The sequence below is a fragment of the Methanomassiliicoccales archaeon genome, assembly GCA_029907465.1.
In the GTDB taxonomy this organism is placed as follows: domain Archaea; phylum Thermoplasmatota; class Thermoplasmata; order Methanomassiliicoccales; family JACIVX01; genus JACIVX01.
In genome coordinates, this window is sequence record JARYLV010000007.1 from 58156 (window position 1) to 75472 (window position 17317).

General features: G+C 46.9%; 12 protein-coding genes. 6 read left to right on the forward strand and 6 right to left on the reverse strand.

The window, feature by feature from the left end; translation table 11 throughout:
* The first annotated feature begins 233 nt into the window (after positions 1 to 233).
* Positions 234 to 392, forward strand: coding sequence for a hypothetical protein (locus QHH00_04340; protein MDH7508611.1), 159 nt, complete (start codon positions 234 to 236; stop codon positions 390 to 392).
* Positions 393 to 1045: 653 nt separating this feature from the next.
* Here the strand turns inward: QHH00_04340 and QHH00_04345 are convergent.
* Entirely contained in the window at positions 1046 to 2062 is a 1017-nt protein-coding gene (locus QHH00_04345) for a glycosyltransferase family 4 protein (protein ID MDH7508612.1), read from the reverse strand.
* A 537-nt stretch (positions 2063 to 2599) separates the two neighbouring features.
* Positions 2600 to 3679 carry a hypothetical protein gene (locus tag QHH00_04350; GenBank protein ID MDH7508613.1) on the reverse strand — a complete coding sequence of 360 codons (1080 nt, stop codon included), beginning with the start codon at positions 3677 to 3679 and terminating at the stop codon, positions 2600 to 2602.
* Between the two features lie 159 nt (positions 3680 to 3838).
* On the opposite strand from QHH00_04350, the gene QHH00_04355 reads away from it, so the two are divergent.
* From QHH00_04355 to QHH00_04365, 3 genes are all read left to right on the forward strand, one after another.
* Positions 3839 to 4777 (forward strand): ADP-ribosylglycohydrolase family protein, encoded by a 939-nt coding sequence (locus tag QHH00_04355; GenBank protein ID MDH7508614.1) that lies wholly within the window; start codon positions 3839 to 3841, stop codon positions 4775 to 4777.
* Positions 4778 to 5119: 342 nt separating this feature from the next.
* Positions 5120 to 5554 carry an NYN domain-containing protein gene (locus QHH00_04360; GenBank protein ID MDH7508615.1) on the forward strand — a complete coding sequence of 145 codons (435 nt, stop codon included), beginning with the start codon at positions 5120 to 5122 and terminating at the stop codon, positions 5552 to 5554.
* Positions 5555 to 5974: 420 nt separating this feature from the next.
* Positions 5975 to 7084 carry a tungsten cofactor oxidoreductase radical SAM maturase gene (locus QHH00_04365; protein MDH7508616.1) on the forward strand — a complete coding sequence of 370 codons (1110 nt, stop codon included), beginning with the start codon at positions 5975 to 5977 and terminating at the stop codon, positions 7082 to 7084.
* 203 nt (positions 7085 to 7287) lie between these two features.
* Here the strand turns inward: QHH00_04365 and QHH00_04370 are convergent, their stop codons facing one another.
* Positions 7288 to 10425, reverse strand: a complete 3138-nt coding sequence (locus tag QHH00_04370; protein MDH7508617.1) for a PAS domain S-box protein — start codon at positions 10423 to 10425, stop codon at positions 7288 to 7290.
* A 549-nt stretch (positions 10426 to 10974) separates the two neighbouring features.
* Here QHH00_04370 and QHH00_04375 point away from each other — a divergent pair.
* Positions 10975 to 12264 carry a radical SAM protein gene (locus QHH00_04375; protein MDH7508618.1) on the forward strand — a complete coding sequence of 430 codons (1290 nt, stop codon included), beginning with the start codon at positions 10975 to 10977 and terminating at the stop codon, positions 12262 to 12264.
* 223 nt (positions 12265 to 12487) lie between these two features.
* On the opposite strand, the gene galU is transcribed toward QHH00_04375, so the two are convergent.
* From galU to QHH00_04390, 3 genes are all read right to left on the reverse strand, one after another.
* Entirely contained in the window at positions 12488 to 13408 is a 921-nt protein-coding gene (gene galU / locus QHH00_04380; protein ID MDH7508619.1) for a UTP--glucose-1-phosphate uridylyltransferase GalU, read from the reverse strand.
* A gap of 5 nt (positions 13409 to 13413) precedes the next feature.
* Entirely contained in the window at positions 13414 to 14685 is a 1272-nt protein-coding gene (locus QHH00_04385; protein MDH7508620.1) for a UDP-glucose/GDP-mannose dehydrogenase family protein, read from the reverse strand.
* Between the two features lie 175 nt (positions 14686 to 14860).
* Complete coding sequence (locus QHH00_04390) at positions 14861 to 16513, reverse strand: FAD-dependent oxidoreductase (protein ID MDH7508621.1); 1653 nt, start codon at positions 16511 to 16513, stop codon at positions 14861 to 14863.
* A gap of 112 nt (positions 16514 to 16625) precedes the next feature.
* Between QHH00_04390 and QHH00_04395 the strand changes: the two genes are divergently transcribed.
* Positions 16626 to 17306, forward strand: coding sequence for a metal-dependent hydrolase (locus QHH00_04395; protein ID MDH7508622.1), 681 nt, complete (start codon positions 16626 to 16628; stop codon positions 17304 to 17306).
* The last annotated feature ends 11 nt before the right edge of the window (positions 17307 to 17317 follow it).

Genomic DNA, 17317 nt, shown 5'->3' on the forward strand with positions numbered 1-17317 from the left:
GCTCAGGTCATCGTGAAACTGCGAATAAAAAATGGTTCTCTTCTTTGTCTATATAAATCGTATAGGGGACATATAATAAAAAAATCGCGGAATGTATTTTTGATAACGGGGGAGGCTGTTGAGGTATGCTGGTCAGGAACTCAATACTCAAAAAATCTGCACTTCGGCTGAATTAGGTTATCGTATGGCTATGGTCACAAATGCGCGCTGCTCGATTATCGTTCTCGGGAGTAATGATTCCGAAGCCTGCTGATGTTCTCGTTCAAGTTGCTGGTAGAAATGACAAAATCACGAAGAAGTGCCTTGCGCATCTCAAAGGGACCCAAAAATATCCCTACGATATCCTCTTGCTGGAGGAAAAGGGACCTTATTTTCCTATGGCAAATCGATGAGCATGGGTATCACGCAAGCGGAGTCGGAAATGTCTAGGGATGGATTCCGATTCTTTTCCTAAACCGGGAGCGATAGATACACCCATGGGATCTACACAAAATTATCCCAACACCGGGATATTTTGCGCAAAGATCAGGGATTTTGGATTTGTTGAGGGCACTGGTGGTTTTTGTTCGAACAATCCAGTTGATCTCTTGCGAATGTTCTTCTTGACAAGAGCTCGCTTTTTTGGTCTCAAAATTGCAAAAAAGCGTGGTTTGTTCTGTAGGACGTCCAATTCACGAAGCGTCTTGTCGATGGAATAGTCGGTCAGGTGACATCTTTCTTTGCCCTTTGAAGGAATGTTGGGAAAACGTAAGTGGATTTGATAAACGATTTAAAATTGCCTATTCTGGCGCTGATTTTTGTTCCAGGATTTTGCTAATCTGAAAACCAGTATATCACTTGCTGTCTTGATGCAATTGTTTCACATCTCGGCCATGTTATAACATATAATGAGAATATGACTTGGTCAAACAAAGAGTCTGAAGAATCATTCAAGCAAAAATGGCCTCACGATAAAATCCTGCAAGTATTAGGGGCGTCAAAACGAGGTAAAATCATAATCTGATAGATATCAAAGAGACGATGAGAAGCGCCTAAAAAGAGGATTTTAGTTCCCGTCAAGGGACCTGTAGACTTGCATAGTTTTGACTGCAATGTCGTCCCAATCGAGGCCATCCGCGATTTTTCGACTCATTTCCCCCATCTTTTTTGCCGTCTCGACATCGATTGATTTTATTACCTGGATCATTTCACCAGGGGTTTCGCAGAGATAACCGTTGATACCATTGCTGACTAACTCATTTAGATTCCCCTTGTCGGTCGAGATTATCGCCTTCGCATAGCTCATCGCGTGGATCACGCTCCCAGATGTCGTGATATCGTCATATGGCATGAAGAAAATATCAGCGGCGGCAAAGTAATCGTGCGTTTTGTCTGGCGTCACATAGTTTAGATTAACAATCAGTCTATTCTTTAGCGTATCCTCCTGTCTAAGGATGTATTCTTTAATCGCACGATCTCTGCATTGCCCAGCCATTATTCCGATATAATTTGAAGGCAATTGCTTAAGAACCTCGATGAACGTCCTTATCCCTTTATTCCACCGGTTTGGAGGAAACATGAGAAGCACAATTTTCTCTTCCGGAATCCCCAGTCGACGACGTGCCGAATTTCTCTCGCGTAATTCCACATATTCGTTAAAATTCCCATGCGGAATTACGTAAAGTGGAAGGGAGTCTCCATAGAGTTCCTGGAATTCGCGCTTCGTTCTTTCACAGTGTACGATCCCAGCGTCAGCCCAATCGGCGATATATCTCATTGCGATGAAATCTCTATCATCGCCGAATTGAGGTTTGTGAGGTCTAAGATTGTGTATAGTCCAAACCATCTTTATTCCATAGTTGTCGCACAACTTTCTTACAGGAGCTATCAAATGATACCAGTTGAATGGAATCCAATGTAGATGGAGAATATCGAATCCGTCTCTTTTGGCCTTTATTAATTTTAGAAACGAAAGAGGAAATTGTTTGCCGAACCAAGGCACGAGGCGTACTTCAGCTCCATTTTTTGTTAGATGACGTACTAAGGACCTGATATAGATCGATTTAGAGTCCGGACAAATCATGACGCGCATTCTCTTAACCTCGAATTTATTCACGACTCATTAATATTGTGTAATATAGACCCTGGAACCAACACTCTCACTGATTTATCGCAAGAGCAACTGATGGTGTCGTATTGATCTAGGTATACCTGATTCGAATCAAAAACCTGTTTCACATCGACAACCTATGATGTAAAGTTGAAACATGACGACGCATGAGTTTTAAAGACTCCTTCTTCGCTCGAGGATTTCTCTCTTTCCGCGCTCTTGGGGTTGTTTCGTAGTGTCTTCGCCTTTGGGGGGAATCCAGTCTCATCACGACTTCCACAACTATCTTAAAATCAGGTTAGGGAATGTTACTCCCGTAAGACCCCATGTATGATACAAATCTCTCGGTATTCTTTCACCTGGTCATATCTAGATTATTAGGTAATCAATTTCAATGATGCATTTTCTTGAGACTCTTCACACCAAAAACAGATAAAAAAAAATGCTAAAAAGGTGACAATTCTCAAGCAGTACCATCTCTTTTCATCCTTAGTGGAATGATAGGCCAATTTAGCAATTAATAATCTGAGGCGCATTACCCTGTATGTCCTCTGGCACTTCACCTATAATCCACCCAGGGCTCGTCGTCTCGCAGTAATAGTAATACTTTCCGTTGAAAAAATACGATGTGCCCGGGAGCGAATGATCACACCAGATACCCGCGGCCATGTGGCTAGGACCCCCCTCAAAAAGGAGGAGAACGCCGTCAAATTTGAGGATGGATGTCTGGATCAGCGAGACAAAAAGGATTGCGGTGTCCTCGCAATCCCCGCCACCGTCAACGAGCGTTTCGACAGGGTATCTGGGATACTCAATAGCGCCCTTCGTTTCTTGATCCGAAAGATACTCTAGGCTTTGCACAAAAGAGAGGACGAATTCCGCCTTCCTGTATTTTGTAAACATCGCTTTTTCCGCAAGCTCATTGAGCTTGAATGCGAGGTCCCGGATCGAGGAATCGTCCGATTTGACATATGAAGCGTAATTCGGTAACCGGGTGCGCATACTATATTCATAATATTCCTGGCCAGGAATATTAATGGTTATTGTGTAATAGTTGACACCGTAACTCCATTCAAAGGTCCTTGTGAATACATCATGCCCCAAAAAGAAATCCCAGGTCCTGCTCCACTCTCCTTCTCCATTGCCGATCGGCATAACACGCCAGAAATACGTACAATTCTCTGCCAAAGGCTCTAGCATAACAAAGGAGGTATCGTTTACAACCTCATCCACCAGTAATACCTCAAAATTAAAAGTTCTGCTCAGCTGGATCTCATATGATTCAATATTCCTAAGCGCAGTCCACTCGAATCTCGGCGTCGAGTTCGTGATAATGGAGGACTCGGCGGGGTAAATGGGACTGATCTCTTTGCTCTCAAGAAGATCGAAAAGAATTGGTAGCCCTTTCGGAACCGCGATGAAGGCAAACAATATTGTGATAACAATGAGTAAGGCCGTAAACGTCCTCCTCCCCCTCTTCTTATGAGGAAATGGTACGTTCTGGCGATTGTTCGTATTGATTCTCTGATCAGGAGGCAGACCATTCATGATTCTAACTTTCAATAATTTGACAATGCCATATAATGCCATTTGTGTGAATGGAATCATTCTCAGAATTCTAAATTATTCACCGTGCGGGAAAGTAAGTATTTTCTCAATGGTGTGACCAACTTTGCAGCAATCAGAAAGGTAAAAATTGAAAAAAGAAAAAAGGTAAATCTCGTATCAATAATTTTCAACAGATATTGGATGGACTCTTTGAAATCAAAGTTCATTGGCTGCCTTGTCGGGACTGCAATCGGTGATGCACTTGGGCGCCGATTCGAGGGCCATTGGTTGCCTGAGACACTTGATCAGGGATTTACTGGCAGGTGGACGGACGACACGCACATGATGATCGGGGTCGCAGAATCGCTGATCGAGATGAAAGGATTCGACGGCGATCACATGGCGAGGACTTTTATCAGAAATTATGAATACGAGCCTTGGAGGGGCTATGCAAGTGGACCTCCAAGGGTCTTCAAAATGATTAAATCGGGGATGCGGTGGGACGAGGCAGCGAGGCAGCTCTTTGGCGGTGTGGGATCGTACGGGAACGGTGCTGCAATGAGGGTTGCACCAGTCGCCCTCCTTTACCATGGCGATGTCGAGAAATTGCGTGAAGTTGCATATGCGCAGGGGAGTATCACTCACGCGCATAAGCTCGGCATAGAGGGCGCTGCATTGCAGGCGTATGCAATCGCACTGGCACTGAGATTGAGTGAGTCTACCGATTTCGATCCGCAGTGTCTTATTTTGAAGCTTAAGGAATTTACCGATGAGGAAGTATACCGGGTCAAGATTGAAAGGATTAGAGAACTGCTCACCGGCGGAACCAAGGCGAAGATCATCAGGGAGCTGGGTCACGGGATAGAGGCGTTTAATTCGGTTCCGACGGCAATTTTTTCGTTTCTCGCCAACTGGAAGAGCTTTGAGGATGCCGTGCGCTACGCCGTCAGTCTCGGTGGCGATGCCGATACTATCGGTGCGATGACTGGTGCTATCAGTGGTGCGTACCACGGGATTGAAAGAATTCCTCAGCGATGGAGAGAATGCGTTGAAAGGAGGGAATACATCGAGACTCTGGGAGAAAAATTGTATGAGCTATGGGCGTTATCCAATAATTCTGAGCGATTCCGTTTCAAATGAGATTGGAGTATCGAACCAAATTGCTCAACTTCTTCAAACGTGAATGAAGGGCGCAGGCCGATAGTTCTAGAATGCTGTTCAAAATCCCTTTATCATCACGTTACTTTTCTTCTAGTTTCAATCAACTTCCTTAGCTTTACAAGTATAATCCCAGAATTTCGCAATCATCTTCCCTTCTGCGTCCTCCCTTTGCAATTTAGTCTATTAACACGCGAATCTACGTGATTGCATCTGTAAGCGTAACAATTAATAGCGAGTTATACAATTTCTTATTCGAAAATAGCCCCTATTGTTCCTTATGGGACGATAGGAAAAATCGGTGGGGAGATAAAATTGCATAAAGTGGCAGTTTTCATCGATAATGGTTATTTTTCAAAAGTATTAAAACAAGATTTTGGCCAGCCGAGAATCGATTATGAGCGTTTTTCTGACATTCTATGTGGGGATGACGACAGGTTCCGAACCTATGTTTACGATTGCCCGCCCTATCAAAGTTCAATACCTACGGATGAAGAAAGACAAAGGAAATCGCAAGCGGATAAATTCTTTCACTCACTCCAACAGCTTTCGAGATTTGTTGTAAGATTGGGTAAATTAAGGAAAATCGACGGTCGCGGGGGATTCGAACAAAAGGGAGTCGACGTCCTTCTTTCTATCGATCTCGTGTCTCTTAGCTCGACCAGAATATTCACCAAAGCAATTCTGGTGACAGGCGATAGCGACTTTGTTCCGGCCATTTGCATGGCTAGAGAAACAGGCGTGCTCGTGGAGTTATAGTATTCTTCCTCGCTTTACGTTAGCAATGACCTATATCAGGCGTGTGATGATCGATTTGTCATTACAAAGGAAATCATTGACAATTCTCGTCTCCCACCTCGAAAATCGTCTATTAGCCGAAACGAACGGCATTGAAGTTCTCATATCACTCTATCATCGAGCTAGTAGCTCTGGCTCCTGGGTTTTCATGGTGGGTGATTTCGCCTCAAAAACGAAACAAGATCGGGGATATGTTTTTTAATGACCTCCTCATTGGCAATTCAAAATACTACATTTCAGGCTCAGGGTGCGAGCACAATGAGAAGAAATCAAAACGACCATTTGATATCGAATACTAGCGATTCCATCGCATCAGAAAAGCTCCTAGCAAGTAATAGCGGCGGATCTTCTGAGTCAATTTTATTGAATGAAGGGGGTCTAGTGTTCCCTAATCAGTGGATTGTTGAGACGATCAGTGATGGCTATATACTCCACCGCCCGAAGGCAGATCTGAAGAAGGTGTTCATCGAGGCGACGACTCGCTGCAACCTCCATTGCGTTAACTGCGTGCGCAACGCGTGGGATGAAAACCTCGAGGACATGTCATCGGAGACTTTCGAGCATATTATGGAAGGTTTGAAAGAACTGCCTGAGCTGCGTGAGGTGTATTTTGGAGGGTTTGGCGAGCCGCTCCTACATCCTAGAATCCTGGAAATGATAGAAGCGGTTAAATCGCTCGGTGTCCGCGTCTCGATGAGCACAAACGGCACATTGCTCGACGAGCAGAAGGCGGAAGCGCTCATCGATTTGAAGGTCGATAGGATCTTTGTCTCAATGGACAGCACCCAGGCGCAGCTTTTTGGGGAACTGCGGGGCGGTGCTGATTTCGATCTTGTCGTCGAAAACGTGATGCGTCTAAGGGACATCCGTGAAAGGAAAGGTTACAGGATCCCGACGATCGGGCTCGAATTTGTCCTGACAAGGCGGAACTTCGGCGAAGTCAGCCACCTTCCAAAACTTGCGAAGAAACTCGGGGCGTCGATCATCCTTTTGACGCATCTCTTACCATACACTGAAGTATCTGCCAAGGAGATCGCATACGGCGAGAATGGTATAGAACTCCCACGTCCAGAAGGATGGGCGGTCATGGCAGGCGATTACGTGATGTGGGGGACTATGTCAACTCCGCGAAGCAAATGGGGTGCGACCAGGCGTTGTCGTTTCATCGAGGACAAGGGAGTTGTTATCGCTTGGGACGGGGGCGTGAGCCCATGCTATGCGTTAATGCATTCCTATCCTTACTTCGTATTTGGAGCGAAGAAAAAGGTCAAACGATACGTTCTCGGCAATGTTAATGAGAAAAAACTCTCGGAAATATGGAAAGAAAGGGAATACGTACTTTTTCGATCGAAAGTCAGGGATTTCAGATTCCCGTCATGCGTCGACTGCGGTGCAAACTGCGACCTTCGACAGGCAAATGAGGACTGTTGGACGAACGACCCTTCATGCGCCGACTGTCTCTGGGCGCAAGACATCATTCGCTGTCCGTGAGATTGGATCATCTCCTTCTCTTTTTCAATTGAAAATCATTTTAGGAATCAAGTATTGCAATTGATTACTGGGCATGCAACGCATTCGGTTCATCGTCATGCGGAAATCCTGATTCACGTGATAGCTTTTGAATACATCTTGCGTAAATGGTCGGATAGCCGTTCACGATCGGTGTAATTCCGTCATAAATCTATGAGATGCGATTAGAATCTCGTTTCTTTATCCTGTGGGTTCGTGCTTGCGCCTGGCATTTTTTCTTTTTCGAATCGATATACCCCTTTTGGCACGGTGATCTCGAACCTGGCACCTCTACCTTCCTCACCGTTTTCTTCAATGCTCATCCCCGTAATTGACAATATTTCTTTGATCAGGTAAAGACCTCTGCCGTGACGTCCCTCGAAAATTGACTTCTTGTGGCTCGTCTCAACGCCTTTGCCATCGTCTTCACAAACGATGATGATTCTATCGTTCTTCATTTCCGCAGAAATCCGTACATATGTGAGCTTCTCGCCACCGTGCTTTAATGCATTGTCGAGGAGGTTGCTGAAGACCTTCTCGAGCAATCTGTCTGCGTAGATCTCCAAATCTTCGCTAATGTGCACTTCGATCCTCGCCTTGGTGCGGTCGATTGTCGCCATAGCTTTTTCAATCGCCTGGCGGAGATTCATCCATTCGGGAGGGTATGTCCCCATTCTTTCGTAGTCCCTGCTGAATTCGAGGTGCTTCTCGATGTTCATTGCTGCCTTCAGCGCCATAGAGACGAAGCGCTTCTGTTTTTCTTCCTTGACGGAATCAGCCAATAGCTGAAGACTGCCGGAAATCACCACCAGTTGATTCAAAATGTCGTGCCTCGTGACGCTTCCGAGAAGGTATAATTTCCTATTCGCGAGTGCGAGGGCGTCCTGCGCTCTCTTCAGTTCTGTTACGTCCTCGGCAGTACAGGCCGCGAATTCCACGTTTCCGTTCTTGTCGAATTTCGGGATTTTCGTGACAAGCATCAGCCTCTTCTCGCCCTTTGCGTTCGTCACCCACTCGAAATCCCTGTACTTCTTCTTCTCCTCGAAGACGATACGATTTCCCCGCACGCCAACTTCCGCTTCGGGTGCCGGCAAGAATTCCCAGATTTTCTTTCCCTCGATCTCTTCTTTCTTTTTCCCTAGGAACTCCGCTCGCGCCCGGTTTGCCTTTCCATAAGTTTCTGGGTCAGTCGCATACCAGACCATCGTGTCGATGCTGTCGAATAGGTGTTCGTATTCTTCCCTCTGTCTGATCAATTCCTCCCTTAGTTTCTTTTCTTCTGTGATATCGATGAGCGAGGCGACGCTTCGCTTCGTCCCAGGGATCATGTCAATTGTGATTTTTGCAACCTTGATTTCTCCGTTTTTGCATTTCAACTCGAGCTCATAACTCCGCGGAGCCTTCGATGGGTCTTCTCTCCTCGCAAAATGATATTCGGTGACCCTTTGAACTTCCTTTTCCGCCACGAAATCCTTCGACTTCATTTTGCCTTCGATTTCCTCGCGAGAGTAACCAGTGAGCTTCACAAATTCGTCATTGGCGAGCGAAATAGTCATATCTTCTTCGATTACAATCATTGCCGTGCCCGTTACCTGGAAAAGTAGACGGTATCTCTTCTCGGACTCTTCGAGGAGCTCCCGCATTTTCACCTTCTCCGTGATATCTCTTATGATCACATATGTGGCGATGCCCCCCTCGTTCTCAGCCACAGTCACATTGAGCTCAGCGATGATTACACTCCCGTCTTTTTTCTTCAATTTTGTCTCATAAACTGATGGGAGATCCTCTCCTCTCAATCGTCTTGTATAATAATCAAGCAACCTCGCTCTTTCATCATCAGCAACAAACTCGGTGAAGTGCTTCCCTAGTACTTCGCTTTCCTGGTAGTCGCCCATTCGATAGAGGCTTTTATTGGCAAACCTTACAACCCCGTCCTGTAGGATCGCGAACCCTTCGTTCGCCCCCTCAAAGAAATGGCGGTAACGTCGCTCACTCCTCGCAAGCAATTCCTCCGCCTTCATCTTGATCGTTTCAATCCTCAGCGCGTAGAGGGCATGTCCGAGATCCTCAGCGAGATCGCAAATGAAATCGATTTCTTCTTGAACGATCGCAGTAGAGTGGAGGTGCACGAGAATAGCACCGTAGACCTCGCCGCCATATTCAATTCTCTTCGTGATAGTGATATCAATTCTCTCAGTATCCCGATGTTCTAAGGGGCAACCAGAACAGCGACTATCTGGCTGTGGAAAGACGATCGCGCCGCCTGTTGAAAGTGCTTCGCGGATGCAAATGAGCTCATCAAGTGATCTCAGTTTTGAGAACTTCTCCTCAAGTTCGCTGTTTGCAAAAGAACCATGTGCTTCAATGGACCTTCCACTACCCTTGACGGCGATGGCTATGCATTTATACATTCGTGTCCTCAGCAAATCATTGCATACGCTCTTAATGAGCTTCGTTTGATCCCTTTCCCTCGCGATCAATTGATTGACACGCCTTATTGCGAAGAGCATTGAATTGAGCCTTTCGAGATGCTCGATACGATGTACGTCCTCGGTCACGTCTTTCAATACACCAATCAGCTTGATCGGGACACCATCCTCATCAAGAATGACCACCGACCGGTGACGTATGACTCGCTCATCTCCACCTGGTGGAATAGCCCTGTACTCAATTTCGCAACCACGGCCGCTCTGTAGTGTATTGATCATCGCCTCTCTAACGCGCTCCCGATCAAGCGGGTGTATAAATTCGAAGAGTTGCTCATATTCGCCTGTGAATGACGACTCGTCCATACCAAGGATTCTTAACAACTCATCGGACACACTCAATCGATTCTCGGTGAGATCGAAAATGAAGTTGCCCATTTCGCCGATTGTCTGAGCTTCGGCAAGTGCCCTCTCGCTAACCTCGAGCGCTTCGAGCGCCCACTTCTTTTCTACAAGTGTCCTAATCATGTTGAGGAGCTCAGCGAACTGCGCGCGAGGGTCGCCCCCTTTCTGCACATATCCATCGGCGCCTAAATTGAGGGCGTCAATAGCAACCTCCTCCCTCCCTTTACCTGTAAATAATATGAAAGGTATCCTCCACCCCCTCGATCGAATCTCCTTGAGGAGGTCGATGCCGTTTATCTCGGGCATTGCATAGTCTGAAACGATCACGTCGTAATCCTGTTCATTCATCATGGTGAGCGCATCGTGCGCCGAAGCGGTGCATTGAACAGTGATATTATTTTCTCTCTCGAGATAGAGTTTAATGATGTCGAGGAGTTCTATTTCGTCGTCGATACAGAGAACCCTAATCCCTTCACGCTCCTTACCTTTCATAGCAACTCTCCGTGTTGTCAATTTGATCACCACCTCTTTTTATGAGAGTGATGACGCAAAGACAAAGTCGACCTCGACTCCGTTTTTCATTCGGGAGGTGCTGCGCTCGAAATGTAAATATTAAGGTGTAGCGTAATTCTTCGTTTATAAAGGCTCGCTTCTCATTATGTCTATCTGAAACTGCAATTTCTGCCAATGATACTCATTGAGAATCTCATCGCTCATTCCATGACACTCGCAAAAATCTTGCCACGCGCTCCGCAATCATGCATCATGCCGATATTCCAAAGATTTGTCCTCCTGCGGTCTTCGATTGTTTGTCAGGTTACTGATTTCCTCCCAAGTAAACTGTAGGCCGAACCGTATCGCATCATCTAGCTGATTCGCATGGTGCGCGGAAGTTGGAGCGAGGAATCTATCAATCATCCGATAGCTCAATAATCTTTAGTATATTCACGTCGCTTACGCCTTTTCAATGCAGCACGCATAATTTCAGCGGTACCTTGGTGGCGGGAAATGACCAGTTTCACTTTTTGGATGATTGACCGCATGGCCGAAAAGGTCGCATCGAGCGTCTCCTTTTCATTTGCTGAGCAACCTGAAGAAGTCCTTCCTAATCATATTGATCACGCTGGTTTGAACATCCGCGTGCCCTTCTGTGCCTTCCGGTGCACTTACTGCGCGCTTCCGGGAGAGCGGTTTAGTGCAAGGAGCGCGGATCATTTTGTGTCTGCGTTAAGTAAAGAAATCGAGCTTTACGCCGCGAGATATGGGGAGGCGAAGATCGAGAGGATCTACCTCAGTGGCGGTACGCCCTCGCTCCTTTATGAATCAATCGGCGGAGTTGTAGACGAGGTCAAGAAACACTTCGAGTTCAACGGCCCAGTTTCAATGGAAGCGTCCCCTGCCGATCTCGATGATCGTGTCCTTGACGGACTACGTGGTGGCGGCGTTAGTCAACTGAGTATAGGTATCCAGACCTTTAATGAAGAAATCCTCTCGCGCTATCTTAATCGACAAATGACCCAAGTGGATCTCATAGAAACTCTCAAGAGGGTAAGGGAATCAAAATTCGATTACATCAACATCGACCTTATGTTTTCTTTACCTTTTCAAACAAAAGAATCGCTCCTGCGCGATCTAGAAATAGCAGTATCAACTGGTGTCGATGGAATATCAACATATCCTTTGATGCTCTTGCCTTATACGCCACTTGCTTCGAAGATTTCATTGAGTCAGAATCGAACACAGAAAAAAGAGATTTCATCCATTAACGGTCTTTCACAGAACCCTGAAATGGAAATGAATCAATATCTACTAATCCTCGATTTTCTTCGCAAGCATGGTTACCAAATAAGAACGATTTGGAGTTTTTCCAAAGCCCCGGAAAAGTATGAGGGGCCGTATGAACACAGCAATTTCATCGGCATGGGTCCGAGGGCGTGGGGAATGCTTGGCAACAGGTTCACCCTCAACATGCCGTCTGTTCTCCCATACGCGGACGCGATCGAGGGGAAAAAATTCCCGATTCTTGCATTTTCCACCATCAAAGATTATCCACTTGCACGGTTTGCACGCAAGCTCTATCATGGTAAGATTGGGATCGATGAGATTGAAATGATCAATGAGCAGGATCGGGGTATTAGGAAATATCTGTTGCTGATGAAGTTGTTAGGACTCATTCAAAGGAAAGGAGGACGTTTCGAACTCACAGACAAAGCGCTCGCATATGGAAGCTGCGCAACGAAGAAGATCGCCTCGGCGACACTTATCAAAATCAACGAAGTCTTCGCTTCCTTCGACAAGCCCAAGACAATGACATTCTCATCGACAGGCTGAGCGTTCTCTAATCCAGTTCTTCTCCAAGATGGTAATTCTTCAAAAGTCGACTGAGTATAAAATACACCAATGGACCTTAGACACGAGGAAGGTCGTATCGGAATGGGTTCATTTTTCGGCAATTTCCATTGGGTCACTGTCCAACTCAATGGGTGATCTTTTTTTTATTTCGTGAAAACGAGATAGGTATCAACATTGTCATCTTACGTTAGCTGGATATTCGTTAATCCAACATATTATTGCTTTTTTCTCTCCGAGTCCCTTCCTTTGTGCCCTTGATTATCTTTTTCCTCCTGAGCAGATCGAGTAGGAACTTAGTGGTTTCCTCACTGAATTCTGGATGATCGAGAATGAGTTCGAGGTTTGTCTTCATCCACCCCAGCTTGTCACCGATATCGTACCGCTTCCCTTCAAACTCGTACGCATAGATTTTTTCTTCTCTGAGGAGAAGTCTCAGGGCATCTGTCAGTTGGATCTCGCCGTTTCTCCCCGCTGGGGTTTGTTCGATGCAATGAAAAATACTGGGGGTCAAGATGTATGTGCCAGTAATACCATAATCTGACGGCGCCTGATCTGGTATAGGTTTCTCGACCAAATCCTCTATTAAGTGGAGTCTCTCCCTCACGTTTCTAGCCTTAATGATCCCGTAATCCCTAATCTTCTCCCTCGGCACTCTCTCGACGGCGATGACGGACGTGCCAAGCAACTCATGAACGTCCATAAGTTGCTTGACGACGGGGACCGCCGCGATATTGATTGTGTCGCCAAGCATGACAGCAAACGGTTCATTGCCTATGTGTCTCCTTGCGCAATAGACAGCGTCGCCAAGACCTCTCGGCGTCTTTTGCCTGATGTAATGAATCTCCGCGAGATGCGATATCCTTCTGATCTCTTGCAATTCCTCTTCCTTACCGTTTCTCTCGAGTACTGCCTCAAGTTCTGGCGATCGATCAAAATGATCTTCGATCGCCCTCTTTCCCGCACCAGTTACGATGATGATATCGCTGATGCCCGCTGCGATCGCCTCCTCGACAACATACTGGATTGTCGGCTTATCGACAACCGGCAGCATTTCCTTCGGCTGCGCTTTCGTCAATGGCAAAAATCTAACGCCCAGACCCGCAGCAGGAATTACCGCTTTCATTCCTTTCACCAACAGATTCCGTCGTATTTTTTTGTTCTCACGATTCCCCTCCCATCGATTACGAGCTTGTCACCGTATAGATTTGGATCTGCGTATTCCTCCCACTCAGTCACGATGAGAACCGCATCGCAGTCCTCAATGCATTCTCGGGGAGTTCCGCAATAAGTGAGCGTTGGGAATTCTCTGCGAAAATTCTCAATCGCCTTTGGGTCATGGCACTTAATATTCGCGCCCTTCTCAATCAACGCTTTGACGATTTTGATCGAGCTCGCTTCCCGGATGTCGTCAGTACCAGGTTTGAAAGAGAGCCCGAGAACCGCTATCGTCTTCCCCTGAATGTCTATATGGCGCTCCAGTAATTCGACCATCTTGAGGGGCTGTCTTTCGTTGACCCCTATAACTGCGTCAAGAACGATCGGTTCGATTTGCTGAGACCTCGCCAGTGAAGCAAGTGCAGTGGTGTCTTTCGGAAAACAAGAACCTCCGAAGCCGCAGCCCGCTCTGAGGAATTCTGGTCCTATCCGCTTATCGTATCCCATCCCTCTCGCGACCTCTCTGACATCAATTCCCAGAGCCTTGCAGATATTCCCGATCTCATTGATGAATGAAATCTTCGTCGCTAGGAACGCATTTGATGCGAGTTTGATCATCTCCGCTGTTTTCAGGGATGTCTCCACAACGGGACACTTGAAGGTCGAGTAGAGAGATCTTAGGACGGTGAGGGAGCGGTCGTCGAGAGCCCCTATTACGATCCTATCTGGATGCATGAAGTCTTCGATCGCGTTGCCCTCCTTGAGGAACTCGGGGTTTACAGCAACACCAAAATCCTTTCCAGCCTTTTTCTTAGAAGTTCGCTCGAGTGCTGGGACCACAATACTTTCCGTAGTCGTAGGCAACACAGTGCTTCTCACCGTGACTACGTGGTATCCATCTTTCTCAGCAAGGACCTGACCGATATCCATCGCAGCACTTTCAAGGTAAGTCGTATCAAGAAACCCGTTTTCCATCCGCGGCGTTCCAACACAAACAAGGGTGATATCCGTGTTCTTTACGTGATAGAAATCATTCGTGGCGTAGAACGTACGACCCTTCAGGTGTTTCTGGAGGAGCGCATCGAGTCCTTTCTCGTAAATTGAACTCATCCCCTCATTGATAGCCTTGACCTTCTCTTCAACGACGTCTATGCAAATGACCTCATGACCCAATTCTGCGAAGCAAACGCCAGTGACAAGACCAACATAACCAGCACCAATGATCGAGATTCTCAAGCGAAACACCAGCCTCTCATGATTCGCATTTTTCTTCCCTATGGGATAAAATGGTGCTCATTTCCGTATTCTTTCGACCATAGGTTAGGCATTCATGACGCATAATACCATCTAAATCCTGCTGATAAATTCTGGGAGGATTCGATTGTTATGTGCAAGATGAATGCACACTGCTTCTCTGTTTTTATGCCGCTTTCCCCCCTTTCGGCACAAATGAATACGCTGGCTTCTTGTCGACCATGGAGACTTCGATGTACCCAAGCCAGCGCTCATCTTCGACGGGAAAGTCCTTTCTGAAATGGGACCCCCTACTTTCCTGGCGAAGGAGTGCGGTATGGGTAGTCATCTCGGCCAAAAGCGCCATTGATCGAACCTCGTCAAGGAGAATCCGTGATTTTTGATCAGTTCTTGCATTCTTCAAGGCGACAAACATCTTCTCAGTTATTGCAGCACTCTCAGAGAGCAAGTCTCTCGAGCGTACAATACCGAGACACTTTGAGCAGGTTCGTGCGATCGTCTCTCTCATCTCTTCTAATCTGTCGCGCGGGATCTCTTCGGCTTGTCTGGACTGGTTATCAGTTATCGAGACCAGCGTTTCAAACCGATCCTTTTCAACGGGCAAACCCTTTTGTTTTGCGGCGTTAGCACCCGCGATCCTCCCGAAGATCAGTGCATCTGCGAGCGCATTTCCTCCTTTTCTGTTCGCTCCGTGGATCCCGCCGACGACTTCTCCTGCGGCATAAAGGCCTTGGATACCAGTCGAGCAATCTTCATCGATGATGATGCCGCCCATCGAATGATGAGCCGTGCAGGTAATCCTTATCATAGTCTCATTATTTGATGGAAAACGATAGGTGCGAAGCTGGAACATCGAGTTCATCGTTTTCATGTCCGCATCGTCCCACCTTTTCACAGACGAGAGATCAAGAAAACACTTCCTCCCCTTTTCCTCCTCGAAGGCGATCGCCTGGCAGACCCTGTCGCGGTAGACGATGACTGCCTTCGTCAAATCCGTTTCCTCTGGCACCCTTTTCTTCAAAATGTCCTCGCCTCTATCGTTGACGATCCTCGCGCCTGTAGGGTAGGGCGGGAAGAGGATAAATGGCGGTAAACCCTTATGAATCATTGCGATCGGGAAAAACTGGACAAATTCAAGATCCCTCAGCGACGCGCCTGCCTCAAGGGCCATGACCATTCCGTCACCAGTTGTCGAAACGGGGTTATCGTTGTTCTCAAACATCGCGCAAAATCCGCCAGTTGCAAGGATAGTTGCATTGGCGATGATTGAAAAAGGTGAGCAATTGCGGTCTAAACAGACGATCCCCAGGCATTTTTTCCCATCGACGACGAGGTTCTCTACAGTGCAATGTTCAAAGAAGGTAACGCCCATCTCTTTCAACGATTCTTTCATCAGTGTAGTGAGTTCTATCATTGGGAAAATGAGCCTCTCTCGCATTAGGTGCATCCCTGAAGGCTTCGATTCAAATTTAACCCCAAGGCTCTGGAGGAAACTGGGGACTTCCTTGCCACCGCTCACAAGCTTTCTTACGAGTTTTTCATCGTTGATCCAGCGTCCGATTTCCATCGTCGCCCTGAATAGGTCGTCTTCCCTCATTTGTTCGGTTGGATGTGAAAAAATCCCGGCCGACATCGAGGTCGCCGATGCTTTTCCGACGCACCCTTTTGTGACCATACAGACATTCGCGTTGGCCCTCGCGGCCTCGAAAGCGGCACAAAGCCCCGCCAGTCCGCCGCCAACAATGCAGACGTCAAATCGTTCCATCGGTATTTCCTCCGTGTAATGATACTGATACTTCACCGTTATCTCTTTTTTCATTTTGTTCCAGAAATGATTGAAATCAACAAAATCATGAGGTGATCAATTCAGCAAAGAGAAGGGGCAAAGCATTGAAATAGGCGGTTTTCACTGATAAAAGGCGGGGGTTTGCATGGTAGATATCGTGTATTTGGGGCATTCGGCCTTTCTCGTTGAGTCCTCAAAGGGGAAGATACTCGTCGATCCTTTCATCACAGGCAATCCTCTAGCATCTGCGCCGAAAGATCTCAAACCTGATCTCATTCTCGTCACGCATGCGCACGGAGATCACCTCGGTGACGCCATCGAGATTTCGAAGAAAACAAGGGCGCCAGTACATTCGACTTTCGAGATCGCGAACTACGTGGGCTCCAAGGGCGCTAAGTCGATTGACGGCCATATCGGCGGTACATTGGTCATGCCTTTCTGTAATGTGAAAATCTTTCCAGCGTTTCATGGTTCATCTGTCGACGGCATCAGCTCTGTCGGAGTCGCCTGCTCATTCGTCATTTCAACAGACGGCAAGGCGATCTATCACGCGGGGGATACCGCGCTCTTTGGGGATATGAAACTCATTGGTGAGGAATTTGCAATTGATGTGGCACTGTTGCCGATCGGGGGACATTACACGATGGGCATTGACGATGCGGTCAGGGCAACGGCGATGTTGAACTCGAAATTGGTCATTCCAATGCACTACAACACCTTCGATCCGATCAAGGCCGATCCTGAGGAATTCCGGAGAAAGGTCGAGTCGAAGACGCGGGCGAAGTGCGTCATCCTCCGCCCGGGCGAAAGGTATCGCCTCGTCTGAGATCGTATTTG